26 protein-coding genes, 17 tRNA genes, 1 rRNA gene and 3 pseudogenes are annotated in these 26,320 nt (G+C 41.4%); 10 read left to right on the top strand and 37 right to left on the bottom strand.

The window, feature by feature from the left end; translation table 11 throughout:
* The first annotated feature begins 28 nt into the window (after positions 1-28).
* Complete coding sequence (gene galR / locus ACVX3R_RS02295; protein ID WP_458795299.1) at positions 29-1,030, top strand: DNA-binding transcriptional regulator GalR; 1,002 nt, start codon at positions 29-31, stop codon at positions 1,028-1,030.
* 67 nt (positions 1,031-1,097) lie between these two features.
* Here the strand turns inward: galR and ACVX3R_RS02290 are convergent.
* From ACVX3R_RS02290 to ACVX3R_RS02280, 3 genes and pseudogenes are all read right to left on the bottom strand, one after another.
* Positions 1,098-2,059, bottom strand: a pseudogene (locus ACVX3R_RS02290) (zinc-binding dehydrogenase).
* Positions 2,060-2,413: a stress response transcriptional regulator NmlR gene (gene nmlR, locus ACVX3R_RS02285; protein ID WP_458795298.1), complete on the bottom strand. Its 354-nt coding sequence runs from the start codon at positions 2,411-2,413 to the stop codon at positions 2,060-2,062.
* Positions 2,414-2,657: 244 nt separating this feature from the next.
* Positions 2,658-3,545 carry a cation diffusion facilitator family transporter gene (locus ACVX3R_RS02280; RefSeq protein ID WP_458795297.1) on the bottom strand — a complete coding sequence of 296 codons (888 nt, stop codon included), beginning with the start codon at positions 3,543-3,545 and terminating at the stop codon, positions 2,658-2,660.
* Between the two features lie 132 nt (positions 3,546-3,677).
* On the opposite strand from ACVX3R_RS02280, the gene ACVX3R_RS02275 reads away from it, so the two are divergent.
* A complete protein-coding gene (locus tag ACVX3R_RS02275; RefSeq protein WP_458795296.1) occupies positions 3,678-4,232 on the top strand; it encodes a TetR/AcrR family transcriptional regulator in 555 nt (184 codons plus the stop codon).
* 26 nt (positions 4,233-4,258) lie between these two features.
* Complete coding sequence (locus ACVX3R_RS02270) at positions 4,259-4,591, top strand: glucuronide permease (RefSeq protein WP_458795295.1); 333 nt, start codon at positions 4,259-4,261, stop codon at positions 4,589-4,591.
* A gap of 36 nt (positions 4,592-4,627) precedes the next feature.
* Here ACVX3R_RS02270 and pnuC read toward each other — a convergent pair.
* Positions 4,628-5,134: pseudogene (gene pnuC / locus ACVX3R_RS02265) on the bottom strand (nicotinamide riboside transporter PnuC); the annotation flags it as partial.
* 39 nt (positions 5,135-5,173) lie between these two features.
* Here pnuC and ACVX3R_RS02260 point away from each other — a divergent pair.
* The 5 genes and pseudogenes from ACVX3R_RS02260 to ACVX3R_RS02240 form a co-directional block, all read left to right on the top strand.
* Positions 5,174-5,497 (top strand): annotated as a pseudogene (locus tag ACVX3R_RS02260) (IS6 family transposase); the annotation flags it as partial.
* Positions 5,471-5,869: a DNA replication protein gene (locus ACVX3R_RS02255; protein WP_458795668.1), complete on the top strand. Its 399-nt coding sequence runs from the start codon at positions 5,471-5,473 to the stop codon at positions 5,867-5,869. The pseudogene ACVX3R_RS02260 and the gene ACVX3R_RS02255, both read left to right, overlap by 27 nt.
* A complete protein-coding gene (locus ACVX3R_RS02250) occupies positions 5,862-6,119 on the top strand; it encodes a plasmid replication protein (protein ID WP_001287840.1) in 258 nt (85 codons plus the stop codon). The genes ACVX3R_RS02255 and ACVX3R_RS02250 overlap by 8 nt, the downstream gene beginning before the upstream one ends.
* A gap of 12 nt (positions 6,120-6,131) precedes the next feature.
* Entirely contained in the window at positions 6,132-6,359 is a 228-nt protein-coding gene (locus ACVX3R_RS02245; RefSeq protein WP_458795294.1) for a DNA-binding protein, read from the top strand.
* Complete coding sequence (locus tag ACVX3R_RS02240; protein ID WP_001062367.1) at positions 6,347-6,508, top strand: hypothetical protein; 162 nt, start codon at positions 6,347-6,349, stop codon at positions 6,506-6,508. Before ACVX3R_RS02245 ends, ACVX3R_RS02240 begins: the two co-directional genes overlap by 13 nt.
* Positions 6,509-6,732: 224 nt before the next feature.
* On the opposite strand, the gene ACVX3R_RS02235 is transcribed toward ACVX3R_RS02240, so the two are convergent.
* From ACVX3R_RS02235 to ACVX3R_RS02170, 14 genes are all read right to left on the bottom strand, one after another.
* A complete protein-coding gene (locus ACVX3R_RS02235) occupies positions 6,733-7,533 on the bottom strand; it encodes an energy-coupling factor ABC transporter ATP-binding protein (RefSeq protein WP_000103848.1) in 801 nt (266 codons plus the stop codon).
* Positions 7,520-8,356, bottom strand: coding sequence for an ABC transporter ATP-binding protein (locus ACVX3R_RS02230; RefSeq protein ID WP_000343048.1), 837 nt, complete (start codon positions 8,354-8,356; stop codon positions 7,520-7,522). The genes ACVX3R_RS02235 and ACVX3R_RS02230 overlap by 14 nt, the downstream gene beginning before the upstream one ends.
* Positions 8,332-9,123 (bottom strand): energy-coupling factor transporter transmembrane component T, encoded by a 792-nt coding sequence (locus tag ACVX3R_RS02225; RefSeq protein ID WP_000130448.1) that lies wholly within the window; start codon positions 9,121-9,123, stop codon positions 8,332-8,334. The genes ACVX3R_RS02230 and ACVX3R_RS02225 overlap by 25 nt, the downstream gene beginning before the upstream one ends.
* Positions 9,123-9,725 carry a hypothetical protein gene (locus ACVX3R_RS02220; RefSeq protein ID WP_000846130.1) on the bottom strand — a complete coding sequence of 201 codons (603 nt, stop codon included), beginning with the start codon at positions 9,723-9,725 and terminating at the stop codon, positions 9,123-9,125. The genes ACVX3R_RS02225 and ACVX3R_RS02220 overlap by 1 nt, the downstream gene beginning before the upstream one ends.
* A 338-nt stretch (positions 9,726-10,063) precedes the next feature.
* Positions 10,064-11,584, bottom strand: coding sequence for an ABC transporter permease/substrate-binding protein (locus ACVX3R_RS02215; protein WP_458795293.1), 1,521 nt, complete (start codon positions 11,582-11,584; stop codon positions 10,064-10,066).
* Complete coding sequence (locus ACVX3R_RS02210; protein WP_458795292.1) at positions 11,577-12,305, bottom strand: ATP-binding cassette domain-containing protein; 729 nt, start codon at positions 12,303-12,305, stop codon at positions 11,577-11,579. The genes ACVX3R_RS02215 and ACVX3R_RS02210 overlap by 8 nt, the downstream gene beginning before the upstream one ends.
* Before the next feature lie 14 nt (positions 12,306-12,319).
* On the bottom strand, positions 12,320-13,084 hold the full coding sequence (locus ACVX3R_RS02205) for a nuclear transport factor 2 family protein (protein ID WP_458795291.1): 765 nt from the start codon (positions 13,082-13,084) through the stop codon (positions 12,320-12,322).
* A 3-nt stretch (positions 13,085-13,087) separates the two neighbouring features.
* Entirely contained in the window at positions 13,088-13,531 is a 444-nt protein-coding gene (locus tag ACVX3R_RS02200; protein WP_458795290.1) for a MarR family winged helix-turn-helix transcriptional regulator, read from the bottom strand.
* A gap of 143 nt (positions 13,532-13,674) precedes the next feature.
* The gene (locus ACVX3R_RS02195; protein ID WP_458795667.1) at positions 13,675-14,868 is read right to left on the bottom strand and encodes an O-antigen ligase family protein; all 1,194 of its coding nucleotides are present in this window, start codon (positions 14,866-14,868) and stop codon (positions 13,675-13,677) included.
* A gap of 132 nt (positions 14,869-15,000) precedes the next feature.
* Complete coding sequence (gtfA, locus tag ACVX3R_RS02190) at positions 15,001-16,443, bottom strand: sucrose phosphorylase (RefSeq protein WP_458795289.1); 1,443 nt, start codon at positions 16,441-16,443, stop codon at positions 15,001-15,003.
* Between the two features lie 201 nt (positions 16,444-16,644).
* On the bottom strand, positions 16,645-17,478 hold the full coding sequence (locus tag ACVX3R_RS02185) for a carbohydrate ABC transporter permease (RefSeq protein WP_458795288.1): 834 nt from the start codon (positions 17,476-17,478) through the stop codon (positions 16,645-16,647).
* A gap of 16 nt (positions 17,479-17,494) precedes the next feature.
* A complete protein-coding gene (locus ACVX3R_RS02180) occupies positions 17,495-18,367 on the bottom strand; it encodes a carbohydrate ABC transporter permease (protein ID WP_458795287.1) in 873 nt (290 codons plus the stop codon).
* 18 nt (positions 18,368-18,385) lie between these two features.
* Positions 18,386-19,636 (bottom strand): extracellular solute-binding protein, encoded by a 1,251-nt coding sequence (locus ACVX3R_RS02175; RefSeq protein ID WP_458795286.1) that lies wholly within the window; start codon positions 19,634-19,636, stop codon positions 18,386-18,388.
* Between the two features lie 12 nt (positions 19,637-19,648).
* Positions 19,649-21,811, bottom strand: a complete 2,163-nt coding sequence (locus ACVX3R_RS02170) for an alpha-galactosidase (protein WP_458795666.1) — start codon at positions 21,809-21,811, stop codon at positions 19,649-19,651.
* A 107-nt stretch (positions 21,812-21,918) separates the two neighbouring features.
* Here ACVX3R_RS02170 and ACVX3R_RS02165 point away from each other — a divergent pair, with 107 nt between their 5' ends.
* Both ACVX3R_RS02165 and birA read left to right on the top strand, forming a co-directional pair.
* Positions 21,919-22,779, top strand: a complete 861-nt coding sequence (locus tag ACVX3R_RS02165; protein WP_458795285.1) for an AraC family transcriptional regulator — start codon at positions 21,919-21,921, stop codon at positions 22,777-22,779.
* Positions 22,776-23,714, top strand: a complete 939-nt coding sequence (gene birA, locus ACVX3R_RS02160) for a bifunctional biotin--[acetyl-CoA-carboxylase] ligase/biotin operon repressor BirA (RefSeq protein ID WP_458795284.1) — start codon at positions 22,776-22,778, stop codon at positions 23,712-23,714. Before ACVX3R_RS02165 ends, birA begins: the two co-directional genes overlap by 4 nt.
* 104 nt (positions 23,715-23,818) lie before the next feature.
* Here the strand turns inward: birA and ACVX3R_RS02155 are convergent, their stop codons facing one another.
* From ACVX3R_RS02155 to rrf, 19 genes are all read right to left on the bottom strand, one after another.
* Positions 23,819-24,523 carry a hypothetical protein gene (locus tag ACVX3R_RS02155; RefSeq protein ID WP_000427379.1) on the bottom strand — a complete coding sequence of 235 codons (705 nt, stop codon included), beginning with the start codon at positions 24,521-24,523 and terminating at the stop codon, positions 23,819-23,821.
* Positions 24,524-24,668: 145 nt separating this feature from the next.
* Positions 24,669-24,756: transfer RNA gene (locus ACVX3R_RS02150), tRNA-Ser, on the bottom strand.
* 6 nt (positions 24,757-24,762) lie between these two features.
* A tRNA-Ile gene (locus tag ACVX3R_RS02145) sits at positions 24,763-24,836 on the bottom strand.
* 33 nt (positions 24,837-24,869) lie between these two features.
* Positions 24,870-24,940 (bottom strand) — tRNA-Gly (locus tag ACVX3R_RS02140).
* A 16-nt stretch (positions 24,941-24,956) separates the two neighbouring features.
* A tRNA-Phe gene (locus ACVX3R_RS02135) sits at positions 24,957-25,029 on the bottom strand.
* A 4-nt stretch (positions 25,030-25,033) separates the two neighbouring features.
* Positions 25,034-25,107: transfer RNA gene (locus tag ACVX3R_RS02130), tRNA-Met, on the bottom strand.
* Between the two features lie 10 nt (positions 25,108-25,117).
* Positions 25,118-25,207 (bottom strand) — tRNA-Ser (locus ACVX3R_RS02125).
* Positions 25,208-25,218: 11 nt separating this feature from the next.
* Positions 25,219-25,292: transfer RNA gene (locus ACVX3R_RS02120), tRNA-Ile, on the bottom strand.
* 13 nt (positions 25,293-25,305) lie between these two features.
* A tRNA-Met gene (locus tag ACVX3R_RS02115) sits at positions 25,306-25,379 on the bottom strand.
* A 5-nt stretch (positions 25,380-25,384) separates the two neighbouring features.
* A tRNA-Pro gene (locus tag ACVX3R_RS02110) sits at positions 25,385-25,458 on the bottom strand.
* Between the two features lie 16 nt (positions 25,459-25,474).
* Positions 25,475-25,548, bottom strand: a tRNA-Arg gene (locus tag ACVX3R_RS02105).
* A gap of 11 nt (positions 25,549-25,559) precedes the next feature.
* Positions 25,560-25,645 (bottom strand) — tRNA-Leu (locus ACVX3R_RS02100).
* A gap of 7 nt (positions 25,646-25,652) precedes the next feature.
* A tRNA-Gly gene (locus ACVX3R_RS02095) sits at positions 25,653-25,724 on the bottom strand.
* A gap of 27 nt (positions 25,725-25,751) precedes the next feature.
* Positions 25,752-25,824 (bottom strand) — tRNA-Thr (locus ACVX3R_RS02090).
* 12 nt (positions 25,825-25,836) lie between these two features.
* Positions 25,837-25,918: transfer RNA gene (locus ACVX3R_RS02085), tRNA-Leu, on the bottom strand.
* A 5-nt stretch (positions 25,919-25,923) separates the two neighbouring features.
* Positions 25,924-25,996: transfer RNA gene (locus tag ACVX3R_RS02080), tRNA-Lys, on the bottom strand.
* 24 nt (positions 25,997-26,020) lie between these two features.
* Positions 26,021-26,093, bottom strand: a tRNA-Asp gene (locus ACVX3R_RS02075).
* A gap of 4 nt (positions 26,094-26,097) precedes the next feature.
* Positions 26,098-26,170: transfer RNA gene (locus ACVX3R_RS02070), tRNA-Val, on the bottom strand.
* A gap of 4 nt (positions 26,171-26,174) precedes the next feature.
* Positions 26,175-26,290: ribosomal RNA gene (gene rrf, locus ACVX3R_RS02065) — 5S ribosomal RNA — on the bottom strand.
* Positions 26,291-26,320: the final 30 nt, after the last annotated feature.

The raw sequence follows: 26,320 nt of genomic DNA, 5'->3' as shown, positions 1-26,320 counted from the left end.
ATATACTAACCTAAAAGGAGGAGGATTTATGGCTACCTTAAAAGACATCGCACAGCTAGCCTCTGTCTCTATCGCGACCGTATCTCGTGTCCTCAATCGCGACCAGAGTCTATCTGTTACAGAAGAAACCAGACACCGTATATTAACCGTTGCTGAAGAGCTGGGCTATACTAAGCACCTCAAGACAGGCGAATCCCACAAACCCAAGCAAAAGATTGCCATTATCCAATGGGTTAGCGAACAAGGGGAGTTGGACGACCTCTACTACTACCAGATTCGTCTCGGTATTGAAAAAAGAGCCCAAGAGTTGGACTATGATATCTTGCGCTATTTTAACGATCATCCTTTTACACTGAGCGAGGAAGTGATTGGCATTCTCTGCATCGGAAAATTTAGCCGAGCTCAGATTGCTGCCTTTGAAGAATACCAAAAACCTTTAGTCTTTATAGACAGTGACACCCTCTCACTAGGTCATACCTGTATTATCACTGACTTTTACACTGCTGTGAAACAAGTTGTAGACCATTTCCTCAGCCAAGGGATGAACCGTATCGGAATTCTCACAGGTCTTGAGGAAACAACCGACCAAGAAGAAATAATCCAGGATAAGCGGCTAGAAAATTTCAAAGACATTACCCAAGCAAATGGAATCTACCATGAAGAACTGGTCTTTCAAGGGAGCTTTACTGCCCAGTCTGGCTATGACTTGATGAAGGAGGCCATTCACAAGCTGGGAGAACAACTCCCACCAGCCTTTTTCGCCGCCAGCGATAGTTTAGCCATCGGTGCCCTCCGTGCTCTCCAAGAAGCTGGAATCAGCCTACCAGACCGCGTCAGCCTCATTTCTTTTAACGACACCAGCCTGACCAAGCAGGTCTATCCTCCTCTTTCTAGCATTACCGTCTATACCGAAGAAATGGGCCGAGCATGTATGGATATTCTTAACAAGGAAGTTCTCCACGGTCGGAAAATCCCTAGCTTGACTATGCTGGGAACCAGACTGACTTTGAGAGAAAGTACTCTGCCATAACTCAACAAATATACCAACGCAAAAAATCCTAATAGAAATTCTCAAATCACCATTAGGATTTTCTTTGTTAATCCATCACAATCATAGACTTAATGGTTTTGCGATCATCCATATCTTTATAAGCCTGGTCGATATCTTCCAGTTTATAACTTGAAGTAAAGACGCGGCCTGGATTGATATCGCCATCAAGGACAGCCTTGAGCAAGAATTTCTTGTCATAAGTGGTGACAGAAGCTGATCCGCCAGCCACAGAAATGTTTTGAGCAAAGGTAGAACCGAGCGCACGGTTATTGTAATGAGGAACACCAACGAAGCCTAAACGTCCACCATTGTGAAGAACCCCAAGGGCTTGATCTACGGCTGCTTCAGTCCCAACACATTCAAGGGCTGCATCTGCTCCACCACCAAGGATTTCACGGACTTTGGCAATTCCCTCTTCGCCACGTTCAGCCACAACAGCTGTCGCACCTGATTCCAAGGCCATCTTTTGGCGGTCTTCATGACGGCTCATAAGGATAATTTGTGATGCACCACGTATTTTAGCGGCGATAACAGCGCATTGCCCAACAGCCCCATCCCCGATAACGACAACCTTGTCCCCTTTTTGCACATTAGCAACACGCGCAGCATGATAGCCGGTCGGCATGACATCTTAGCAAAGTGGAAACGGATATACTCAGCCTGGACACCACCTGACCAATTGGTGCCAATATGGCGGTCACAAGTCCCATCATAGCCAGCGCGACAGGCATCACACTCCCCACAGCCATGGGTGAAAGGTGCAATGACAAAATCTCCCGGTTTGACCGTTGTAATAGCCTCTCCGATTTCTTCGACAATTCCAATGGCTTCGTGCCCACTATTTCCATGCCCTTCTTCGATTTCGGGATTACGGTAACTCCAGAGGTCCGATCCGCAAACGCAAGTACGGACAATGCGGATAATAGCATCATCTGCTGCCTCAATTTGCGGACGTTCAATTGTAGCAAGCCCAACCTGGCCTGCCTTTGTATATACTGCTGATTTCATTTAAAATTTTCCTTCCTTGTAAAGTTTAATTTTGAGATTTAAGCGATTTAAAGCCACCTGTAACTGAGACAAGCGCTCCTCTAATTTTTTCTTTTCGTCTTCTAAAATACCAAGCCTTTCCTCTCTCGTTTCATCCCCCTTTTGGTAGAGCGACATATAGTCAACTAAACTGTCTACAGAGACACCCGCCGAACGGAAACACTTAATAAATTCCAGTGCTTCTATATCCTGATCTTGAAAGTCACGAATTCCAGTTGCGGTTCGAGTAATCGGTGGCACAAGACCAACTCGCTCGTAATACCGAATCGTATCCGCTGAGATTCCCAATAAGTCGCTTACAGATTTGATATTCATATACTAGCCTCCTTTCATTTCCTTCACTGAATTTAAGCAACTATAACTCATTCATCTTATTATACAACTTTGAGTTGACTCCAAGTCAAACATTTTGCATCTAATAGAAAAATTCTTTAAATTACCAAACATCTAAGTAAAGTTTATACCGTGCCTTATAGGATTAAACTTTTAAAATATTTAAACTGGAAAGAAAATACTCTATTTCAAATAACATAGGGGCTTAATCATTCTTTACTTTGTACTAATGATGCCCATGCTTCTGCTCTAACTCTCTCACCCTCCGCCTATGTTGCGCATGATTGCTTTGACTGCTATCTACTTCAATAGTGATATTCTGCACGCCTCTTTCTTCTAAAAATTGACGCACCACTTCTTTGGTTTCCATCATCTGCTCCCAGTCCTTGATACAAATGTGAACAATAGCATTGTTCTCTAGACCGTCCATGGACCAAATGCTAAGTTGATTGACACTTTTGACATTGGGTAAAGCCTCTATATCCTTCTCCAAATCACTTGTCTCGACCCCTTCTGGCACAGCATCTAGGAAAATCTTGAGCGCGTCCCAAAAGCGAGGAACAGCTTTTGTTAGAATAAAGATGGAAATGACCAGAGATAAAAGCGGATCAAGGATATACCAGTCCGTAAATCGGAGGATAATCGCCATTAGAATGACAGCCAACCAACCAAGAGTGTCTTCCAAAAAATGCAAGCTAAGAATTGACTCGTTCTTTGTCTTTCCTTTACGAACTACCAGACTTGCTAGTACATTGATACCTACTGCAATGATTCCCAGCCAGAGGATGCCTTCCTCATTAACGGGTTGCGGGTGAACGATCTTTGTGATATTTTCCAAGATCACTAGGACAGACCCTATCATAAGAATCACAGCCGTTAGCATGGCCCCTAAAAGACTAAAACGTTTGTAACCCAAGGTATACTGTCTATCTTCTTCACGGTTTGAAATTGTTTCTAAAAGGGCTGAGATACCAATGGCTATAGCATCTCCCAAGTCATGAACAGAATCAGCAAGAACTGCACTTGAACCAAAGATTCCTCCTGCGATAAACTCAACAATCGCATAGCTTAAATTTAAGAAAAAAGCTAACCAGATAGATGTTTTAGAACTCATTTCTCTCCCTCCTTTGGTATAATGGGTATATACATACTTCTTTCATTTGTATTATCTAATAAAATCCAAAGAAAGGATAGAAGCAAACTGTCAGCCATGTTCAGTTCTGAACAGTTTGTCTCAAGTGTCTACATGCCAAAAAGAGACCGTCGAGTCAGTAAGACGAAAAAAGCCATCTATCAAGCTTTTTTACAACTTTTGAACGACAAGGGCTATGATGCCACTACTGTTCAGGATATCATTAACCTAGCAGATGTTGGACGTTCTACTTTTTACTGTCATTACGAAAGTAAGGAACTCCTTTTAGATGAGCTCTGTCGCTACCTCTTTCATCATCTCTTTGAAAGGGAAGAACACTTGACTACAGAAGACTACCTCGCACATATCTTTTTACATTTTCAGAAAAACCAGGACCGTGTCACCAGTCTCCTTTTTTCCAAAAACGACTACTTCCTCCGCCAACTACACAAGGAACTCGAACACCACGTCTATCCCATGGTGGCGGATGACTTGCAAGAGGCCTATCCAAACATTCCGGCCTCCTACCTCCAGCATTTTGTTGTGACGAACTTTATCGAGACTCTAACTTGGTGGCTAAAAAAAGGAAAATCTTATACTGAAGACCAAGTGGTGAAATTTTACCTTGATGTAATGGAGATGACCTCTACAACTCCACTTGATAACTAATCCTGTAACTCAGAAAGGAACCAACTATGTTAACTTCGATGATTCTAGGAATACTAACAATCGTACTAGCTCTCGCCTTCTCGCTTCTTCACCTTGCTGCTGCTTTTTCAGCCATGAAACAAAAGAACTACAGTCTGGGAAACACGTGCATCTTGGTCGGCAGTTGCCTCACCTCTCTGGCTCTAGCCATCTTTTACTTTGTCCCACTTGCAACCATTCTTCTATGGATTGTGGGCTCGAGTATCATCTGCTATGGTGCCTACTGGAACGGCCAACAGCAAGAAAACCAACATATATCGCACCACATCGTTCGTATAACGACCGCTATTATCATTACGGTATTATTCATTTTGCTCTAACACAAAAAAGGATCATCTGATCCTTTTTTTACTTTTTTAAGCGCTTTTTGCTGCCTTGCTCCACTGATACCACCCAACTAGACTATTGATGAGATAAATTAGGTATTTCCCTTGGATTTGCAGGCTTTCTCCCCACCAGAGATAGATTGAAAAGACATTAGTAGCAGCCCAGAATATCCATTGTTCACGGTAAACAGCTGTCATGAGGATTTGCCCTACCCCATTGGTCGCATCAGTAATGGAATCGCGATAAGGACGATTAGCTCTGATAGACTGATAAATGAACCCAAAGACCAACCACCAAAGAACACTAATGGAAAGATACTTGGCCCAACCTTTACCGTCCAGTTTACGCGCGACAAACTCCTGCTTTTCCTTTTTAAACTGTGCCTGGTAGATCCACACTAGAAGTCCAATTGGCTGCATGGCCGTGAAGTAAAGTGTCGTCAGCACCTCACCATAAAAGCCTTTCTGCAAAGCCAAGATAAGGTAAATGACAGAGTTAATCAAACCAAAAAGGTAATTACTTGCTCGACCTTCAGCTTCTCAAAGAGCAGAAAAAAGGTTAGTAAGGCTTGAGAGATGAATCATTTTAAAGGCAAACAATTCCAACAAGACGTCATCATTGTCGCTGTTGGTTATTACCTACGTTACAATCTGAGCTATCGTGAAGTTCAGGAATTGCTTTATGACCGTGGAATAAATGTTTGTCACACTACGATTTATCGGTGGGTTCAAGAATACAGTAAAATCCTCTATCATCTCTGGAAAAAGAAAAATAAACAGTCCTTCTATTCGTGGAAAATGGATGAAACCTATATCAAAATTAAGGGGCGTTGGCATTATCTCTATCGAGCGATTGATGCGGACGGTTTAACATTGGATATCTGGTTACGAAAGAAACGTCGAGCAGACGATAACAGCTATAAGTTAGAAGATACCGCCTATCAAGAAGATAAAGTACGCAAAGCAGAAACCGAAGATAAGCTAGCTATTGAAGCAATGAAAAGTAAGTACACCACGCTATTGCTAGAAAATATGTTGCTAAGTCCGTTTGAAATGCAAGATACAAAAATCATGGCAGGATTGCAAGTCCATGCTTACCCCCTCTATGATGAACTGAAAGAATTAAGAGGGCTAAATAGTGTTAAAGACCACTTGTCTTATGTTGCCAGCAGACGTGAAGAATATTCTAAGCATAATATCGCACGCTACCTCAAAAAAGCCATTGAACAATATCTACCAACGGTTAAAAGGCAGGACTTAAACCATGAGTGAAGACTTAAAAACGATCAAAGAGCTGGCGGATGAGTTGAGTGTTACAAAACAAAATATTCAATATCACTACCAAAGGTTACCAAAAGAATTACAGCTTAAAAGTTCCAATGGGTCTAATCTAATAAATTCTAAAGCAGAAAAAATAATTTTAGGTAAAGTAGAAAGTAGTAGCAAATCAAATACCAAAGACCAACAAATAAGTAGCAAAGACCAACAAATAGAAAAACTAACTAATTTGTTAGACCAGTAACAACGATTAGCCTTGCAAGATAAAAAGTTGCTAGAAGAATACAAGGCGGAAAATGATAACTTAAAAGCCCTCAAAATGCCCTCACAGGAAACAGAATTCAAACACTTAGACAATCAATATAAAGATGAAGTGAACGCTCTTAAAGAGAAGTTGGAAAATTTACAGGAACAAATCAAAGATCAAACAAGGATAGAAGAACAAGAAAAACCAATAAAATGGTGGGGACTATGGCGAAAATAGATGATTCAGTTAAAAAGAAAGTTCCAGAATTGCGATTTAAAGGATTCACGGATGAATGGGAACAGCGTAAGTTGGGAGACGAAGTTCGAATAGTGATGGGACAGTCTCCTAATTCAGAAAATTATACTGATGATCCTAATGGGCGCTAAAAATGCGAAGACCTATGAAGACCTATTTTGTATTAGTCAAACAAAAAATCCAAAAGAAATGGTATATGATTATGACCATGAAACAAAGTAAAATCAAACCGAGTGATCTGAGGAAGCACCCGATGATCATGAAACGTTATTAAACACAAAAGTCACCCATGTGAGTTCTTGCCAGAAGCTGAAGTTAATCCTTCAACCTGGAAAACCCGCAGAGGTGACTTTTTCTATACATCTCGATTTTTCTGGCAATAATCATTAACCGATAAATATGTCTGTGAATCACCCAGCGACTCCGCTATGTCCATAATCCGCGGTGGTAGTAATCCTACTCGCTGGACAAGTTCGTGATTGCTGAACAATTCCCGTGGACTGCCGGCGAAGCCAAACTTCCCGTGTTCCATAACATACACCGACTCAAACTCGGCGGCGACCCAATCCATGTCATGGGTGATGGTCACAACTTGGTGGCCCGAATCAGCCAACTGATGGAAAATTGCGGTCAACTTGCGCCGGCTTTCCCAATCAAGCGACATCATCGGCTCATCAAATAAATAAATCGCCGGATCCACTGCCAAAACTGTGGCAACGCTCAACAGCTTGCGTTCCGACAATGACAGGTCATATGGACTTTCAGCTGTTTTATCATCCAAGCCAACTCTTTTTAGAGCCGCTAAAGCCCGCCTCGTAATCGTGTCGTGGTCATCCATGACCTGCGCGACATTCCACTCCACCTCTCGTTGAACGGTCGGGTTGAAAAGCTGATCGTCAGGATTCTGAAAAGTAATCCCAACCTTCAGTAACTTTTCGACTGGTTTAAGATCATTAAAATTTTCTCCATCAATCTTAATCACACCGGTTTGTGGTGTCAGCAAACCCGTCAACAATTTGAAGAGCGTTGATTTGCCGGCACCATTTTGGCCGACAATCGCCACCATCGGATCGGCGAAGTGTTTGTCTTCAACATCCAAGCTAAAGGACCGTTCCGGATAAGTGAACGTCAGGTGGCTCAGTTCAATTGTGGACATAACGAACCTCCTTCAGATCAGCGTAATTCACCGGATACCGGCCATCAGCCAAGTGCCAATCCATTTTTTGAGCAAGTTGCTGGATTGTCGGGGCTGGAATCTGCCAGTCAGCTGCCAAATGATTAAACACCTCACCCGGCCTGCCCTGGGCTACCATTTGACCCTCGTGCAGCACCCACACAACGTCGGCGACTTCGCACAAATCGTCAATTTCACTGGTGACAATGAAGACAGTCGTCTCTTTGACTTGGGCCAGCCATTGGAAAAATTGCCGGCGGCCAAGGGGATCCATCTCACTGGTCGGATCATCCATAATCAAAACAGCCGGATTAGCCACAATCGCCGTGGCAATTGCCAACCGCTGGATCTGACCACCGGAAAGGCTCTCGGGACGCAAATTCAGCTGTTCAATCAGCCCCATTTGCGTGGCAACTTCTTCAACCCGTTTTTGAATCAGTCCTTCAGCCATTCCCTGATTAATCAAGTCAAAGGCGATTTCATCGGCAACCGTGTCTGCCAACCCGCTTAGTTGGCCAGCTGGATTTTGCAGTACAACTCCATTCATGGCATTATAAACGGGCCAATTGTCAGACACTCGCTGGCCAAACATGTGCCAATCGCCCTCAATCTCAGCAGACACAATTTTGGGAATGACCCCTGCCAGCACACGGCACAAAGTCGATTTGCCGGAGTGGCTATTCCCGATAATCCCAACTACCTGGCCGGTATGAACCTCCGCGTTAATCTGACGCAGTTGTGGTTGCTCAGTACCCGGATAACGGGTGGTCAAATTTTCAATTACAATCCGTTTATCTTCGTCCATATCTTCCACCCAATCAATAAAATTGCCAATCCAGTCAGACCAATGTGCAGCGTCCGCGACAGGCGATACACGCGCTGGGAGGTTCTGACAGTCCGGTTGAGATTATCAAAACCTCTCAGTTGGAGAGAAATCGACCGCGTCATCGATTGATCCAAGGTCTTAATCACCAATGGAATTAGAACCGGCAGGACTGACTTTAATTTCTGAATCAACGTTTTTTGCGGATTGGTTCCGCGAACTTTTTGTGCCTGCTGGATTTTCCGCATATTGCGCATCATTTCCGGCAAAATATAACACACCGACATCAGAACGTAGACGGTTTTATAAGACAATCCGGACAGTTCCAAATAGGCCGCGTTTTCTGAAATACTCGTGGTCACCATAAAAAAGCCACTGGTCAAAATAATCACCAATACTCGACAACCCAGAGTGGTGGCGTAAATCAGGCCTTCTTTGTAGAACGACACCCCAAGCACAGAAAACAGCACAGTTTGATTCCGACTGTAAAATAACCCTTGGATGATCAGCATGGTGCAAATCAGAAACAGGCTGAATCCCAGCGCCTTAAAGGTGGTAGAACTCAATTTGGAAAATAACAATAGCAGTGTTGCGACAAGAATTAATCCGGCCTGAAGCAATAAATTCATACTGGCAAAGCTCAACAACGTCATGTCCAAGATGAACAAGAGCTTAGTAATCGGATCGATCACCTGGTACCACTTGAGCTTGACCCGTGGCGCTCCAGAAATCAATGTTTTATCAGTCATCATTTATCATCGCTAAAGAAGTGCACCATCCGCTTCGGCAGCTGACGATAGATGAAGAATGCCAGGTAGGCCACGCAGACTTTATCCAAAATATCCAAGACAAACTCATCGGTAAATGAGGCCAGCCACACTGGTGCATGATTGGCGACCATTACCGCAAACAATGAGTCACCCCAAGCGATACCGGTCTGACCACCCCAAAAGATGACATTGAGTGGCGTTGAAATGACAGCTGAAACGATGGCAATAATAATAGCAGAAACAAATACTCGTCGCGCTGACGAGAACCACCCATTGGCGTGCAAAACTCCGACAGCAATCCCAATTCCGATGCTGGTAATCGCATACACGGTTGAAATTGGCGATAAGGTCAGCCCATAGATCACGTTGTTGATGAAACCACTAATGGCACCGGCAACCGGCCCAGCCAACATGCTGGTAAGAAAGGTTCCCAAAGACCCCAGCCAAACGGGCAACTTTAACCCCTCCGCCAAGGCTTTGGCAACATAGTTAATCCCCACGGCAGCGGGAATCAAAGTCATGGTGGCAGCACTTAACTTAAATTTCCACATACTGGTACGATGAATCGGTTCTGTTTTCATAATCTTCTCCTTTTGTTTTTAAAGAGCCGTGTCTGGATAGACTTTCGGACGCAACGCTCTATTATATATCTACTGAACTGTCTATACACAAGAATTCCATCCTTAGTCGACATGAGTTGGAAATCCTTATTTGTTAAGTAGTTCACAACACATTATACACCTATTATCTGAATAGTCAAGTGTATTTACAGTAAAAATTTAGAAAATCCTGAAAATTTCCTCTTATTTTCCATTTAAAAATGAAAATCTTTATTTCTGACACCAAAAATGCCCAGACAAGATTGTCTGAGCATTTTTTTATATGGTCGTTTAAAGAAGTTGAGTTTAGCATTTTCAAGCTATTTCTTCAACAATCCTTGTTCTTGTAGAAATTCTTTGGCTACTTGTTCTGCGGATTTGCCTTCAACACCGACTTGGTAGTTGAGCTGGCTCATCTGGCTTTCAGTAATTTTACCAGCTAGTTTATTGAGAACTGTCTCCAACTCATGATGTTTCTTGAGAAGAGCTTCTTTCATGAGTGGCGCTCCTTGATAAGGTGGGAAGAGTTGCTTGTCATCTTCCAAGACCTGTAAATCATAACGTGCCAACTCTGCATCTGTCGAATAGGCATCTGTGATTTGAATATCGCCTGACTGAATTGCTTGATAGCGAAGAGCTGGCTCCATGGTCGCTACGTTGAGATTGAGACCATACATTGATTGCAAGCCCTTATTTCCATCCTCACGATCATTAAACTCGAGTGTAAAACCTGCCTTCAACTGTCCTTCCACTTTTTTCAAGTCCGAAATGGTCTTCAAGCCATATTCTTGAGCAATCTTTTTCGGAACAGCTACAGCGTAGGTATTTTGATAAGACATAGGTTTGAGATAGGCTAGATGATCCTGTTTAGCAATGCCATCACGCGCCACCTGATAAACCTGATCTGGCTCATGACTCACTTTAGGTGATGGCTGAAGCAAACTTTCAGTCACCGTACCGGTAAATTCAGGATAGATATCAATATCCCCTTTTTTCAGAGCTTCATAGAGGAAGCTTGTTTTCCCAAAATTCGGCTTAACAGTCGCAGTCATACTAGTACTTTCTTCAATCAGCAACTTATACATATTGGCCAAAATTTCTGGTTCCGGTCCCAATTTCCCAGCAATAACCAAGTTTTCTTTCTCTTTTTGAGCTAAGAGGGCTGGACTATAAGACAGACCGAGTAATATTGTCACCAAGGCAAAACCAGAGAAAATCGTCCGCAATTTTGCTTTTTCCATCACTTTTAGTAGGAAGTTAAAGGCAATGGCCAGCACTGCAGAAGAAAGGGCCCCAATCAAAATCAGACTAGTATTATTGCGGTCAATTCCCAAAAGGATAAAGGAACCCAGTCCCCCTGCACCAATCAAGGCAGCCAAGGTCGCCGTACCGATGATCAAGACCGCTGCCGTCCGAATCCCAGACATAATGACAGGCATGGCAAGTGGAATTTCAAACTTCTTGAGACGCTCCCATCTAGTCATCCCAAAGGCAATCCCAGCCTCTTGCAGACTTGGATCAATTCCCTTCAGCCCAGTAATGGTATTTTGCAAAATCGGGAAAATCGCATAAATCACCAGAGCAGTCAAAGCAGGCAAGGTCCCAATTCCCATCAAGGGAATAAAGAGTCCTAACAAGGCCAGAGACGGGATGGTCTGGAAAATCCCTGCAATCTGCAAGACCCAGTCCGCTATCTTTTCATGATAACGAAGATAAACAGCCAAGGGAATCGCGATAAAAATAGCTAGTAACAAGGTCAAAAGCGACAACTGCAAATGTTGAGATAGAGCTGTTACCCAATCACCAAAACGCTCCTGAAAAGTTGATATCAAATTAGTCATGAACACTACCTCCAAACAAGTCTGCTACAAAGTCTGTTTCAGGCGCTTTTAAAATGGTCTCGGGATTCGCCACTTGACGAATCTCTCCGTCCTGCAAGACAGCAATACGGTCCGCCAATTTCAAAGCTTCATCCGTATCATGGGTCACAAAAATCGTTGTCATACCAAACTCTTTATGCAATTCTTTCGTCAGAACCTGCAACTGTTTTCTCGAAATAGCATCCAAGGCTGAAAAGGGCTCATCCATGAGGAGAATCTTAGGCTGACCAATCATGGCACGGACAATGCCGACCCGTTGCTGTTCTCCACCAGATAATTCATTAGGTAAACGATGCCCATACTCAGCTACCGGTAAACCAACCTTAGCTAAAAGCTCTTCTGTTTTCTGAGCAATTTCTTCCTTAGTCCAGCCCTTCATCTCCGGAATGAGAGCAATATTTTCCGCAACCGTTAGATTGGGAAACAGAGCAATGGCCTGTAAAACATAACCAGTAGAAAGACGAAGTTCACGCTCATCATAGTCTTTGATGCGCTTGCCATCCATATAAATATTTCCATCAGTCGGTTCCAAAAGACGGTTAATCATCTTGATCATGGTCGTCTTACCAGATCCAGAAGGACCCACTAAAACCATGAATTCCCCATTCTCAATCCGTAAATTGACATCTCTCAAAACATCTTTTTCTGTGTAGCGTAGCGCTACATTTTTATATTCAATCATTCTTTGTCCTCAATTTAAAATTTTCCTCGGTTGGTCAGGTCTTCTACCTTAGGCATGACTTCTTTATTGTCCCAATGCTCAACAATCAAGCCATTCTCCAAACGGAAAATGTCATACTGGGCATAAGTCACTCCATCTATCTGAGTCTGTCCATAGCTGACCACATAATTTCCTTGTCCCAAAAGCTGGAAAACAAAGTCAAAAGTAAGCCCATGCTCAGCCACATAGTCTTTATAAGCTTGACTTCCTTGACCAATCTCATGATTATGCTGAATCAAATCTTCTGCTACATAATCACTCCACTGCTCTAGTTCGCCGTTTTGAAAGATTTCTGTCAAGAAACGACGAACGTTTTTTTTATTTGCTACCGTCTTGTCCAAATCCGTGATTTCAAAATCTCCAAAGATCTGGTCTAACTGTCCATTTTCTGGAGCACGATAGTAGTCAATGACATCCCAATGCTCTACGATACGACCATTCTCATCCGCACGGAAAGTATCCGTCGTCACCCATTGAGCTTCCCCACCATTAAGATATTGATGGACATGGACGAAGACCAGATTGCCATCCTCAATGGTACGGACAATCTTCATCTCACGCTCGGGATGGCGTTCAAAGAAATTTGCAAAGAAAGCCGCAAACCCTTCTTTCCCATCTGGCACACCTGTCGAGTGTTGGATATAAGTATCCCCTACAGACTGAGCTTGAGCCTCGGCAACGCGCCCATCTTGAATGGCATGAATGTATAGATTTTGTGCATTTTCAACTTGTTTTGACATGATTTATGCCTCATTTACTTTCTCTTTCAGATTAGCCAAAATTCTTTCTTGAAAAACTTCAAATTGACGAACTTCTTCCTCAGTGAATCCTTTATAAAAAATTGCATCCAATTTTTGACTAACACGACGGCCAACTTCTTTCTGAGACCAACCTTGATCCGTCAACTTGACATATTTCTTTCTCTTATCTATTCCACATGGGCTAATGATGACCAGGTTTTGCTCCTCAAGCTTCTTAATCATGGTTGTCAGCGTATTATTGGCAAGTCCCGTCGCCAGCGCAATATCTGTCGCAGTTGCACAACCTGTCTCACTATTCCATAAAACCGCTAAAATCTTTCCCTGCTCACTCCGATAAAGAGCCTCAGGATCCTGACTCAGTAACTTTTGAAAAATCCGCCCATTTAACAAACGAATATGATGGGCTACCAAATGACTATCTTTCATGACCTCTCCAATTTGTTTCTATATCGAATTGTTTTTATTGTAACACCTCTCGTTCCATCTGTCAACTATTTCGATTTAGAAATAATTTTCACCAACAAAAAAGACCTCCTACCTAAAGTAGGAGATCTTCGTTCTTGAGTAACTTAATCTGTCATTTCAGACACCAGTGTTCGATGTTCCAGTGGTAGACTGCACATAACTAGCAAGAAGATGAATCCTGACTGTATCCAGAAGAGAGCCAAGTCAAAAATTCCATGTACAGCGACTACTGTAAGGAAGGAGAGATAAAGACCGATAATTGGTCGTTTACCAGACTCCTGACTCATATCCATCATCATGTGAACCGGGATAACCGAAGAAATGGATAGGAGAATGGTTCCAATCAAACCATAACTTAAAATAGTATCGATGTAAAGACTATGCGCGTGTTCGTGGTAAGGTGCATGAATTCTCGGATAGGAATTCATATAGGTCAGTGGACCCTCACCCCAGATCGGATTTTGCTTGAACAAAGTCATACCCGCATTCCAGATTGAAACACGCTCTTCCATTGAAGAATCTAGGGTTCCCATACGGACACCCAAATCGCTTGAGAAGAGGAAACAAAGGCCAATCCCGAAAACACCAATACTGAGCCAGAAGGCACGCCAGTTTTTAATGGTTGTAAAGAGATAAATGATGGCACCAGCAATGATGGCAGGGAAGGCCGTTCTATTTTGCGTAAAATTCAAACCAAATAGATTCACAAAACCTGCTAGCACACAAAAGACTTTCAACCATCTTAACTTCGTCGTTGTAAAGAGGTAAAAGGCAATCATGATACAGAAGCAACAGATAATCCCATAGTAGTTAGGATTAAAGAAGGTCACCTCTGCACGGTTCTGGTGCCATACTTGCATATTGGGCGAAAGAAAGGCGTAGTTAAATTTCTTTACAATTTGGAAATGCTCCAAAGTGGCAAAAGCCGCAGAGAACACACTACCAAACAAGATTGTCTGCAGTATCAGTCGAAAGAAAGCATGTGTCAGACGTTTCTGGTAATAACTAAAGAAAATGAGGAAGAGAAACATCAGTAAAGATGCAACCAATCCAAGCCAGTTCTTGGCAACGATAGAGATGATACTACTGTAGGCAATAAAAAAGAGAAGTACAGGATGTTTGATTAATCCTTTGATAATTCCCTTCATCTCCCCAGTAACAAGTAAACCTATCAAATATAAAGCAAAGAGCGCTAAGAACAAATAAAAAGGTAAAAAGATACTTATGATCATCAAATACAAAAAGAAATCTTTTTTCGAAAGCCCTCTTATCTTATCCAGTAATCCAATTGATTTCAAAACGGATCCTTTCTGTTCTGGATTTCTCCAGAAGATAAATGCTAAACTATCTTTATATTCTACCATTTTTTCCGTCATTTGGGAACAATGAACACGTTTTCGCCACAAAAAAACTGTTTCATTAATATAGCACTAGAACTGAATTTTTCTGCCGTTTTCTAATACTTGATAAGTCTGACTTTGCAAATCAATTTCTGCTACTGCTGTTACGGACTTGTCTTTATTTTGACGTTTGATTACAATGCTGTGAGCTGTTGGTGTTTCAACGTCAATAGTCCCTTCTAGGTCAAAGGCCTCTGATTGATTACGGAAAGAAAATAGATTGAGAAGAGACTTCACCACAGGACGTTGAACTTCTTCTGCTATTTCCTCATTGCTATAGTAATGACGATTAATATTTCGACCTTCTTTGGTTTCTTCTAATAATTTCAAGTCATTTTTTCCTGCTAATAGACCCACATAGTAAACCTGAGGAATGCCTGGAGCAAAAGCTTGAATCAGACGAGCGAGGAAGTACTTGACATCATCATCTCCAAGCGCAGAATAGTAGGTTGAATTGATTTGGTAGATATCTAGATTGTTATACTCTGCACTAGAGTACTTACGTTTGACATTCGCTCCAACCTTATAGAGCTCATTTGAAGCATAGTCAATTTCCTCATCGGTCAGGATATCCTTGACATCCACCACTCCAATCCCATCATGGGTATCTAGTGTCGTAAATTGCTTCATCGGGCTCATCTTTAACCACTTAGCCAAGCGCTCTGTTCTGGAACTGTAAAGAGTATAAAGAGTCACCATTGGAAGGGCAAAATCGTAAACATAGTAATCATGGTCCGCTATTTTAAACTGAATCGAATAGTGTTCATGAATCTCAGGTAAGAGCTCTGTCCCATACTCAGCAGCGATATCTCGAACTTTGTCCAATAAATTCCAAATATCTGGTTCCACAAAGAAATCATTGGTATCCAATTTCTTCACTGCATAAGCAAAGGCATCTAGACGAATCAAGTCACACCCGTTACTTGCTAGATGTTGAATCGTCTTACGGATAAATGCCATCGTTACTTCTTTGGTCACATCAAGATCAATCTGCTCCTCACCAAAGGTATTCCACAAATGTTCTACTGAACCATCTGCAAAAAGAATCTCTTGCTTTGGTGCACGATCCTTACGCTTGTAAATTAAATCCACATCAGCCTGTGTCGGACGATTTTCCGGCCAAAACTTATCCCAGTTTAGAAAGAGATCTTTGAATTCACTAGCTTCATGTTTTTCTTGATAGTCCTTATAATATTTCGATTGACGAGAAATATGGTTAATCATAAAGTCAAACATAAGATAATATTTCTCACCTAAACGCTTAACATCCTCCCAATCACCAAACGCTGAATCCACTTCATCATAGTCAACCGGTGCAAATCCACGATCACCTGTTGATGGGAAAAATGGTAGAAGGTGAACTCCCCCAATAGCATCGCCAAAATGTTCTTCCAAATTCGCATATAAGTCTTTAAGGTTATTTCCAAGACTATCTGAGTAAGTAATCAACATAGTTTTATTTTGAATGGACATAGATGGTCTCCTTTTTCTAATGAAAGCCAAGTCTCATATGACCTGGCTTCGTAAATGAAAGATATTTTTAGATTTTTGTTCACATCGAACTCGTACTAATATAGACTGCAAGCTACAAAGTACTACTTTTTTCTACATAGAATTGGCAACAAACTGAACTGTTCCTCTGTATCTGAAATTATAGATTTCCTAAGCACTTTCTTACTTCACTGCCCCGTTACTCATTCCTGAAATGATATGTTTTTGGAAGATGAGGTAGACAATGGTTATCGTTACAATTCCCACAATATAAGATGCAAAACTTGGGCCATAGTCATTGAAGTACTGACCTTGGTAGTTGTATTGGAAGAGAGGTAAAGTCCACATCTTGGAATCCTTATTCAGAATCAACAGTGGCAACATAAAGTCATTCCAGAACCAGAGAGCATTGATAATCAAAGTTGTCGCATGCATGGGCTTCAGCATTGGAAAAATGATTCGACGATAAGTTGTAAAACGATCAGCCCCATCAATTTCCGCAGCTTCATCCAAACTATCTGGTACACTGATTTTTATATAACCAACATACAAGAAAAGAGTCTGTGGAATAGCATAAGTTAGGTAGAGTATTACTAGCCCCCACATATTTGCTAGACCGAGTTTACTCATCATAACTGTGATGGGAATCATAATCACCTGAAATGGAACAAATATCCCTAAAATCAAGAGCGAATACATAATTGCAAAGGCTTTTTTCTTGGACATATTTCGGGCAATGGAATAAGCTGCAGCTGGTATAAAGAAAGCTACTACAATCAATGATAACACCGTAATAACTGCTGAATTCCAGAAATAGCCTCCAATCCCATCCGAAATCAAGCGTTCATAATTACTTAAGGTAAAAGGATTAGGCAAACTAAAGAAATGATTCATGATATCCTTGGTTGTCTTGAAAGAACTAAATACCGTTACCAACAAAGGAACAAGTATAAGAATACCACCGACTATCAAGAGGATATATTTCCAAAACTGATTCAATTTTTCTTCTTTTTTCATGTGTAGGACTCCTCTATTAGATTTCAAATTTCTTTGATAGTTTGATTTGGATAATAGAAACAATTCCAATAATTAAGAATAAAATCAAGGCAATTGCATTCGCATATCCATATTGGTTACTCTTGAAGGCATAATTGTAGACTAAAAGTCCAAGAGACGTTGTAGCATTATTTGGGCCACCACTCGTCAATGCAAAAATCTGGTCAAAGGCTGTCAAACCGGACTTAAGAGCCAGAATAAAAACCATAGAAATCGTTGGCAGCAAATAGGGTAATTCAATCTTCCAAAAGGTTTGTTTACTGGTTGCACCATCAATTGACGCTGCCTCTAAAATATCATTTGGAATACTCTGAAGACCCGCAAGAAAGAGAATAATTGGCATTGCTACTCCTTGCCATAGAAGAACAAAAATAGTTGCTACTACCGCTCCGACAGGTGTTCCTAATAGACTCTCTTGTAAAAAGCTAATTCCTAAAATTTTTCCAATCGTTGGAAGACCATAGTTGAAGAATTGTTTGAAAATCAAGGAAACTGTCAAACCTGACAAAACAGCTGGAAAGAAGAACCAGGCACGGAAGAAGGTTTGCCCCTTCATTTTAGCATTCAAGGCACGCGCCACAATCATCCCAATCACAATTTCCCCAACAATCAATGCCAGAGTTAAAATCAAAGTAAAAGCAATCGCTGTGAAGAATTTCCCATCAATCATAAGCAATTTGTAGTTATTCAAACCAACAAATTTGTAATTATAGGTCAATCCAGTCCAGTTAGTCAAACTATAGAAAGCACCTTGTACCATTGGAAAGTAAAAGAAGATCGCTTGTAAAGCAAGCGGGATAAGCAAAAATGTCCAACCCCAGTATTTATTTAAAAATTTTCGAATAGCCATATCATCTTAACTCCTATTCTAGTCCAAATCTGCCTTCATTGGATTAAAGAAAGCATTGAGATTGTTTGCCATATTTTTCAGATTTTTATCCATCAGGTAACCTGTACTTAGATTAAAAAAGTCTTCTTCAGAGTTCCAGCGTTGGCCCAACCAAACATAATGTTTGTCCGTAAATGCCAGTTTAGAAATAGCTGCAAGCGCTGAATCTTCTTTTTCCTGTATGCCTTTTACCGCAACAGGTGATCCATCTACATCATAGTATGACTGCATAGCTTTTGGACTAGTCATATAGCTGATAAATTCTTCGGTTTCCTTAGGGTGTTTGGTAGTAGCTGAAGTTGATAATGCCATATCCCCTGCACCAACAGTGACTTCTTTTCCTACTTCTTCTCCAGGAAAAGCAAACATCCCCACCTCAAATTTTGGATCCTGTTGATTAATTGCGGCTAATGCCCATGATCCTTGTGGCATCATCAAGGCTTTTCCACTCGAAAATGCTACCACCGCATCATTATAAGAGGCACCACGCCAACCATCTTGAGCATTATCTGCTAATAAATCGAGTCGTTCTGCATCTGCTTTTAAAATAGCATCATCTGCAGAGATGGCGTTTGGTTTTGAAAAGCGAAGGTAATTATTAGCCGCGTCTCCACTACCCGTAAGAGTAATGAGAGAAAGTTGGTGGTAACCATTTAATGTCCAGCCTTCATTGCCTGCAACCGCAAACGGAGAATTCCCACTATCTTTTATCTTTTTAACAATCTCTTGAAACTCTTTAAAAGTCGTCGGTTCCTCAAGTCCTAATTCTTTAAACTTCGTTTTATTGTAATAGATTCCATAAAGGTTGGCCGTTAAAGGCACACTATAAATCTTGTTATTGATTGCATACTTTTCGGCATAGTCATTCTTGATGTTCTCAAGATAGGGTTTTCCTGTCATATCTGCAAAATAGCCTGCCTTTGCCCACTCCTGAAAATCCATATTTTGAGGATAGATATTAATAATATCTGGAACATCTCCTGATAAAATCCGAGTCTTTAGAACAATTCCAGCTGAAGGTACTGTAGTCAACTTCACATCAATATTAGGATGTTCCTTCTCAAAATCATCCACTATCCTTTGCAAGGTATCTGCCATCTCGGTCTTCTGGTTAAAAAACTCAATCGTTACCTTGCCATCAGTTGACCCCTCTTGACTACTACAAGCTGACAGTCCCAAAAGGCAGAGTCCTGTAGTAGCAATTAAGCTCATCTTTTTATACCATCTCATGATTTTATCTCCTTATCTTCTAATGAAATGTAACTGCCTGCTGAGATAATCTCCCTGCGGAAGCTCCATAGTAATACCCGCATACATGAGTTCTGCACCTGAGTAAACTACACCATTTTCCTGTAATTCATACCGTCCCTCTTCATCCAAATCTTTTAACTTTAAAGTTGTTTCCATGGTCTCTACAACTGATAAGATTCGGGCGTAGGTTACAATTGTTTGATTTCCATAGTTAAATTGTACAGCTGCTTCATTGGATTCAGCATCGGGATTGATTAACCTATACTGGTTTCCCAACTGGACTACTGGCCGCAATTCTTTATACAAGTTCACCTGATTAGCGATCTCAGCCTTCTCTTCATCTGATAAACTTGTCAAATCAAGCTCATAACCCAGATTCCCCATCATTGCTACATGACCGCGAGTTTCCAATGGTGTCATTCGTCCCATCTGATGATTTGGTACTGCTGACACATGAGCCCCCATAGAAATGGTTGGATAGAGATAGGATGAACCGTATTGGATTGGTAAGCGTGCAATAGCATCAGTATTATCACTAGCCCAGACTTGTGGGAAATAACGCATCATACCAAGATCATTTCTGCCACCGCCACCAGAGCAGGACTCAAAGAGAATATGACTGTGTTTCTCTGTCAGATAAGAAACGAGTTCGTAAAGCCCCAACATATACTGATGAGACTGCATCTGAGTATCCAAGTATGCTGAGCCATTCCCCAGATTAGTGATATTGCGGTTCATATCCCATTTGATGTAGTCAATATCATGATGAGAGAGGAGTTCATCTAAAACATTTTTCAAATATTCTATTACCTGAGAATTTGCAAGATTAAGTACTAATTGATTTCGAGAGTAAGTATGATCATATCCTGAAACCTGAATAGCCCAGTCAGGATGTTTACGATACAAGTCGCTATCAACAGAAATCATCTCCGGTTCTAACCAAAGCCCAAACTGCAAACCTCTTTCATGGATAGCTGAAATCAGACTTTCTAGACTTCCACCCAGTTTTTTCTCATTCACAACCCAATCACCTAAAGCACGATTATCATCAAAGCGATCGCCAAACCACCCATCATCTAATACAAAAAGTTCAATTCCAACTTTCTTAGCCTCATCTGCCAACTCTAACAGTTTTTCTCTCTGAAAGTCAAAGTAGGTAGCTTCCCAGTTATTGATTAGAATTGGACGCTCTTTTTTAGAAAATTTACTTGGCATAATGTGCTTAAGTACAAAATTCTGACTTTCATGACTAATACCAGTTAATCCCTTGTCTGAATAGGTCACTAAAGCTACCGGTGTTTCAAAGTTTTCCTCAGGATCTAACTTCCAAGAAAAATTTTCTGGATTAATCCCAATAGCCACCCGAACTTCATTCAACTGATTCTTTTGGACAAAAGCTTCGAAGTTTCCACTATACAGTAGTTGCAGAGCAAACACATTCCCAGCATCCTCTGTAACTCCTTGATCACATAATAGAAGAGCTGGTGTTTGAGCATGCCCAGAAGCTCCACGGTTCGAACTAATCGAAAAGATCCCTTGTTCTACCTGTTGACGTCGAACAGTCTTTTCACGAGCATAAGCTCCCTGTAAAGTCACTATTTCGTAAGCTGCAGCAGGAAAATCAGCCATAAAAGAAAAGTCTTTGTGGATGACAACTTCCTGATTACTATTATTCTCCAATTTGCTGTAGCTAGCAATTGTCGCATCATTATCAAAAGCTGTATAATACAAAGTCAGACTAAGTTGAGCCTTAGAATCTTTTAAAATCAAGGCAAGCGTCTCTGTAGCATCCATGCTGTGAGGAGAAGGTAAGCCCTGTGGACCATTCTGACCTTTTAAAATCTTTGCTTCTACAAATCGAAAGTCTGTTACTTCAGTTGCATCATGTTGAACCAGTAAAGTTGGTTTTCTAAAGTCACCCAAACCATGTTGTCCAAAAATTTGACGTTGCGTATCCAAACTAAAGGTTCGATTGGTAGCTGTTGGATTACCAGAAAAAGCATGATCGCGTTCATAAACACTATTAGAACCTCTATAGTCCTTAATAGTCTTTCCTAAATGTTTTAATAATAAGAACCCATCCCTATTTTCAATAATTAAACTTAAACCTTTACTCTCAACGTAAAATAGATTATTCTCTATCCGAATTCCCATAAATTGTACCTCTTCGATTTCTTGATAAAATTTTATCACATAAAAGCGCTTTCCAAAATAGAGAAATGTCTACAAAGTATGGTAAAATGTTAGGTAGGAGGTGGCACATGCTCGTTTTTTCAGAATACCAGACTGGAACAATTGATCTTTCTCTTAGCTTTTACGGCTATGAAGAATGCACGCCCAACTACTCTTTTGGCCCAGCTATTCGAGATACCTATGTACTCCATTACATTACTAAAGGAAAAGGGCAATTCCATTATAAGGGTAAAATTGTTGATTTAAAGGCAGGAGATTTCTTTTTACTAAAACCAGATGAATTAACATTCTATCAAGCAGATAGCCAGGATCCTTGGGCTTACTACTGGTTGGGAATCTCTGGTGGGAGAGCACCCGACTACTTTGCTCTATCTCAAATTTCTGACCAATCCTACCTAATCCAATCAGAAAAATGTCATACCCAGACAACTGCAAAACTCATTGAAAATATTGTCCGTTTCGCTCAGATTACAAAATCAAATGAATTGGCTCAACTCCATATCATGGGACAACTCCATGAACTAATGTTTCATCTAGGAACGATTGCCCCCAATCAAAAAAAAGAGAATATTTCATCAACCCACCAACTCTATCTTGACTGCAAACGATTGATAGATAGTCACTATCCACAATCGCTCACCATTCAAGATTTAGCAAAAGAGCTATCGGTTCATAGAAGTTACTTAACTAGTGTATTTAAAGAATTTCACCAACTCTCTCCAAAAGAATATCTACTCTACGTTCGAATGCATCGTGCACAACAACTTCTGGAACATACTGAAGAATCTATTAAAGTCATTGCATACTCCGTGGGTTTCTCAGATCCTCTCCATTTCTCGAAAGCTTACAAGCAGTTCTTTCATAAAACACCGAGTCAAGCTCGAAAAGAACTCTCTCACTCCCTCTTAGCTAGAAAGGAAAATCAATGAAATCACACCAACTAGTCTACCAAATATTAGCTAGAGAAAACGACTATGTTAGCGGAGAAAAAATAGCCGAAAAACTCGAACTCTCCCGCACCTCTGTTTGGAAGGCTATTCAACGCCTCCAACAAGAAGGACTCGTGATTGACAGTATTAAAAATAGAGGCTACAAGCTTATTCAAGGCGATTTGATATTGCCTGAATTGATTCAAGAGAACACCAACTTAACCATTCGCTACAAACCTGAAACAAAATCTACTCAAACAGATGCAAAAGAAGGTATTGAAGGTGGAAGCCAGGGAAATAGTCTCTATCTTTCAACCTGTCAAACAGCAGGTCGTGGTCGCTTTCAACGTCCTTACTACTCTCCTGCTCAGGGAGGTATTTATATGTCATTACATATTCAGCCAAATCTCACCTATGACCAGCTTCCTGCCTACACATTACTTACAGCAGGTGCCATTTACAAAGCTATTAAAAACCTCACCTTGATTGACGTGGGTATCAAATGGGTAAATGACATCTACTTTAAAAATAAAAAAATAGCAGGTATCCTCACCGAAGCCATGACGTCCGTGGAAACAGGCCTAGTAACAGACGTCATTATCGGCGTTGGAATCAACTTTGCCATCAGCGATTTTCCCAAAGAGATAAAAGAAAAAGCTGGAAGTCTCTTTACACCACCAGCTCCTATCACACGAAACGAACTAATCTCAGAAATTTGGCGTTGTTTCTACCAAACAGCACCCGAAGAACTACTCTATCTTTATAAAGAACACTCTCTTGTTCTAGGAAGAGAGGTCAGTTTTATCCAAGATCAGACTGAAAAAAAAGGAGTCGCCAAGGACATCTCCGACAAAGGACAACTCCTTATCCAGCTTGATGACCAGACAGAAATCTGGCTCAATAGTGGTGAAATCTCACTCACTAGCTGGACTTAACAAACAGCACTATATGATGTCTAGAATCTCATCTAGCAAGCATATAGTGCTGTTTGAATGTAGAAAGTAACAGATATATAAATAGCTAGCTTCCTATCAACAATTTACAGGTGGATAGCTTTTGAGGCATTCTTTTTATATGCCGTGCTATGTACCAAAGAAGCTCCATAGCAGTGATTCTCATATTCAAGCATAATCAATGGCAGCGCAAAAACTTTAACAGCATATAAAAGCAGCCAAAACATAAAGACTTCAGCTTTTATATTCACCAAATTTTTACTAAACATCTCGTACAAGAAGCATGCATTTAAAGCCATATTGAAGAGACTTGCCAACGTTGCTAAGACTATATTGGTTTTCAATTTTGGATGATAATATTTAGCCACATATAAGGCCAATAATGAAATATTATAAAGGCAAATCGGTTGATAATTTTCTCTATAAATAACCAGCGTCTTACGATTATAGAACAGGAAACCATGAGGTCCACGATGATATTCATTGATCCAGACATGGCTAAGACCTCTAATCTCATCCCAAGCTACAAATAAATCAATTTTTCTTAGATAAATCCCTTTTTTATGAATTGAACATTTCCATTTAAACAAGAAAGATAGAAGAAAAGTGAGGAGCAAAACTACAACTGTAACAATCCTCAACTCCTCTTGCCCAACAATCAAGGATAGATTTAAAAAGCGAATTTGAGCTTCTGTTGTATCTAAGATCATCGAAATCCCAGTTAGAATCACTACAAATATAAATAGTATAAATCTATAAAAAATACTATGAAATTTTACTCCATTTTCCATATAGAATCACCTAATATCTCAAAATCTTTATTCCTATTATAGCACTAAACCTAGCAAAGCTGTTGCTATATTAAAAATTTTTACTCACTATTATTTTAAAAGAAATACACACACAAAAAAAAAGAGCTTACTAGCTCTCTAAGTACGGAGAATGGGGGATTCGAACCCCCGCGCCGGTTACCCGACCTAACGATTTAGCAAACCGTCCTCTTCAGCCTCTTGAGTAATTCTCCTATTAATGGGCACGAGTGGACTCGAACCACCGACCTCACGCTTATCAGGCGTGCGCTCTAACCACCTGAGCTACGCGCCCAAGTTTAAAAACTTGGTATGAACTTTCGTTCAAAGCGGGTGACGAGAATCGAACTCGCGACAACAGCTTGGAAGGCTGTAGTTTTACCACTAAACTACACCCGCTTAATAAAATAAGATATGGCGCGAGACGGAATCGAACCGCCGACACATGGAGCTTCAATCCATTGCTCTACCAACTGAGCTACCGAGCCAATATTGCGGGAGCAGGATTTGAACCTACGACCTTCGGGTTATGAGCCCGACGAGCTACCGAGCTGCTCCATCCCGCGTTAATATAAAAGGAGGATGTGGGATTCGAACCCACGCACGCTTTTACACGCCTGACGGTTTTCAAGACCGTTCCCTTCAGCCGGACTTGGGTAATCCTCCATTATTTACAATGGACCTTGTAGGACTTGAACCTACGACCACTCGGTTATGAGCCGAGAGCTCTAACCAGCTGAGCTAAAGGTCCAACAAGATCATTATAGCGGCGAAGGGGATCGAACCCCCGACCTCCCGGGTATGAACCGGACGCTCTAGCCAGCTGAGCTACACCGCCATGAATCGGGAAGACAGGATTCGAACCTGCGACACCTTGGTCCCAAACCAAGTACTCTACCAAGCTGAGCTACTTCCCGCGTTAAATAGAAAAAATGCACCCTAGAGGAGTCGAACCTCTAACCGCCTGATTCGTAGTCAGGTACTCTATCCAGTTGAGCTAAGGGTGCTCATCATTATATGCCGAGGACCGGAATCGAACCGGTACGATCGTTACCAATCGCAGGATTTTAAGTCCTGTGCGTCTGCCAGTTCCGCCACCCCGGCCTCTCTAAGCGAACGACGGGATTCGAACCCGCGACCCCCACCTTGGCAAGGTGGTGTTCTACCACTGAACTACGTTCGCATCGACCTCTTATTCTATATAAAAAAATGCCGGCTACATGACTTGAACACGCGACCCTCTGATTACAAATCAGATGCTCTACCAACTGAGCTAAGCCGGCTACTTTCTATTATGCGGGTTAAGGGACTTGAACCCCCACGCCGTTAAGCGCCAGATCCTAAATCTGGTGCGTCTGCCAATTCCGCCAAACCCGCAAGTATGACCCGTACTGGGCTCGAACCAGTGACCCATTGATTAAAAGTCAATTGCTCTACCAACTGAGCTAACGAGTCTAAAATAACTTCCGTTATCTTAAACGGTCCCGACGGGAATCGAACCCGCGATCTTCGCCGTGACAGGGCGACGTGATAACCGCTACACTACGGGACCTATATGGGAGTTAACGGGATCGAACCGCTGACCCTCTGCTTGTAAGGCAGATGCTCTCCCAGCTGAGCTAAACTCCCTCGAGCTAAGCGACTTCCATATCTCACAGGGGGCAACCCCCAACTACTTCCGGCGTTCTAGGGCTTAACTACTGTGTTCGGCATGGGTACAGGTGTATCTCCTAGGCTATCGTCACTTAACTCTGAGTAATACCTACTCAAAATTGAATA

Source organism: Streptococcus sp. 517s (assembly GCF_054445985.1).
This window is presented reverse-complemented; position numbering and strand designations above follow the sequence as displayed.

Bases quoted from the DNA above. Each gene is read 5' to 3' on its own strand.
- galR (WP_458795299.1), top strand. From the start codon at position 29: ATGGCTACCTTAAAAGACATCGCACAGCTAGCCTCTGTCTCTATCGCG.
- nmlR (WP_458795298.1), bottom strand. From the start codon at position 2,413: ATGAATATCAAATCTGTAAGCGACTTATTGGGAATCTCAGCGGATACG.
- ACVX3R_RS02280 (WP_458795297.1), bottom strand. From the start codon at position 3,545: ATGAGTTCTAAAACATCTATCTGGTTAGCTTTTTTCTTAAATTTAAGC.
- ACVX3R_RS02275 (WP_458795296.1), top strand. From the start codon at position 3,678: ATGCCAAAAAGAGACCGTCGAGTCAGTAAGACGAAAAAAGCCATCTAT.
- ACVX3R_RS02270 (WP_458795295.1), top strand. From the start codon at position 4,259: ATGTTAACTTCGATGATTCTAGGAATACTAACAATCGTACTAGCTCTC.
- ACVX3R_RS02250 (WP_001287840.1), top strand. From the start codon at position 5,862: ATGAGTGAAGACTTAAAAACGATCAAAGAGCTGGCGGATGAGTTGAGT.
- ACVX3R_RS02240 (WP_001062367.1), top strand. From the start codon at position 6,347: ATGGCGAAAATAGATGATTCAGTTAAAAAGAAAGTTCCAGAATTGCGA.
- ACVX3R_RS02235 (WP_000103848.1), bottom strand. From the start codon at position 7,533: ATGTCCACAATTGAACTGAGCCACCTGACGTTCACTTATCCGGAACGG.
- ACVX3R_RS02230 (WP_000343048.1), bottom strand. From the start codon at position 8,356: ATGGACGAAGATAAACGGATTGTAATTGAAAATTTGACCACCCGTTAT.
- ACVX3R_RS02225 (WP_000130448.1), bottom strand. From the start codon at position 9,123: ATGACTGATAAAACATTGATTTCTGGAGCGCCACGGGTCAAGCTCAAG.
- ACVX3R_RS02220 (WP_000846130.1), bottom strand. From the start codon at position 9,725: ATGAAAACAGAACCGATTCATCGTACCAGTATGTGGAAATTTAAGTTA.
- ACVX3R_RS02215 (WP_458795293.1), bottom strand. From the start codon at position 11,584: ATGACTAATTTGATATCAACTTTTCAGGAGCGTTTTGGTGATTGGGTA.
- ACVX3R_RS02210 (WP_458795292.1), bottom strand. From the start codon at position 12,305: ATGATTGAATATAAAAATGTAGCGCTACGCTACACAGAAAAAGATGTT.
- ACVX3R_RS02205 (WP_458795291.1), bottom strand. From the start codon at position 13,084: ATGTCAAAACAAGTTGAAAATGCACAAAATCTATACATTCATGCCATT.
- ACVX3R_RS02200 (WP_458795290.1), bottom strand. From the start codon at position 13,531: ATGAAAGATAGTCATTTGGTAGCCCATCATATTCGTTTGTTAAATGGG.
- gtfA (WP_458795289.1), bottom strand. From the start codon at position 16,443: ATGTCCATTCAAAATAAAACTATGTTGATTACTTACTCAGATAGTCTT.
- ACVX3R_RS02185 (WP_458795288.1), bottom strand. From the start codon at position 17,478: ATGAAAAAAGAAGAAAAATTGAATCAGTTTTGGAAATATATCCTCTTG.
- ACVX3R_RS02180 (WP_458795287.1), bottom strand. From the start codon at position 18,367: ATGGCTATTCGAAAATTTTTAAATAAATACTGGGGTTGGACATTTTTG.
- ACVX3R_RS02175 (WP_458795286.1), bottom strand. From the start codon at position 19,636: ATGAGATGGTATAAAAAGATGAGCTTAATTGCTACTACAGGACTCTGC.
- ACVX3R_RS02170 (WP_458795666.1), bottom strand. From the start codon at position 21,811: ATGGGAATTCGGATAGAGAATAATCTATTTTACGTTGAGAGTAAAGGT.
- ACVX3R_RS02165 (WP_458795285.1), top strand. From the start codon at position 21,919: ATGCTCGTTTTTTCAGAATACCAGACTGGAACAATTGATCTTTCTCTT.
- birA (WP_458795284.1), top strand. From the start codon at position 22,776: ATGAAATCACACCAACTAGTCTACCAAATATTAGCTAGAGAAAACGAC.
- ACVX3R_RS02155 (WP_000427379.1), bottom strand. From the start codon at position 24,523: ATGGAAAATGGAGTAAAATTTCATAGTATTTTTTATAGATTTATACTA.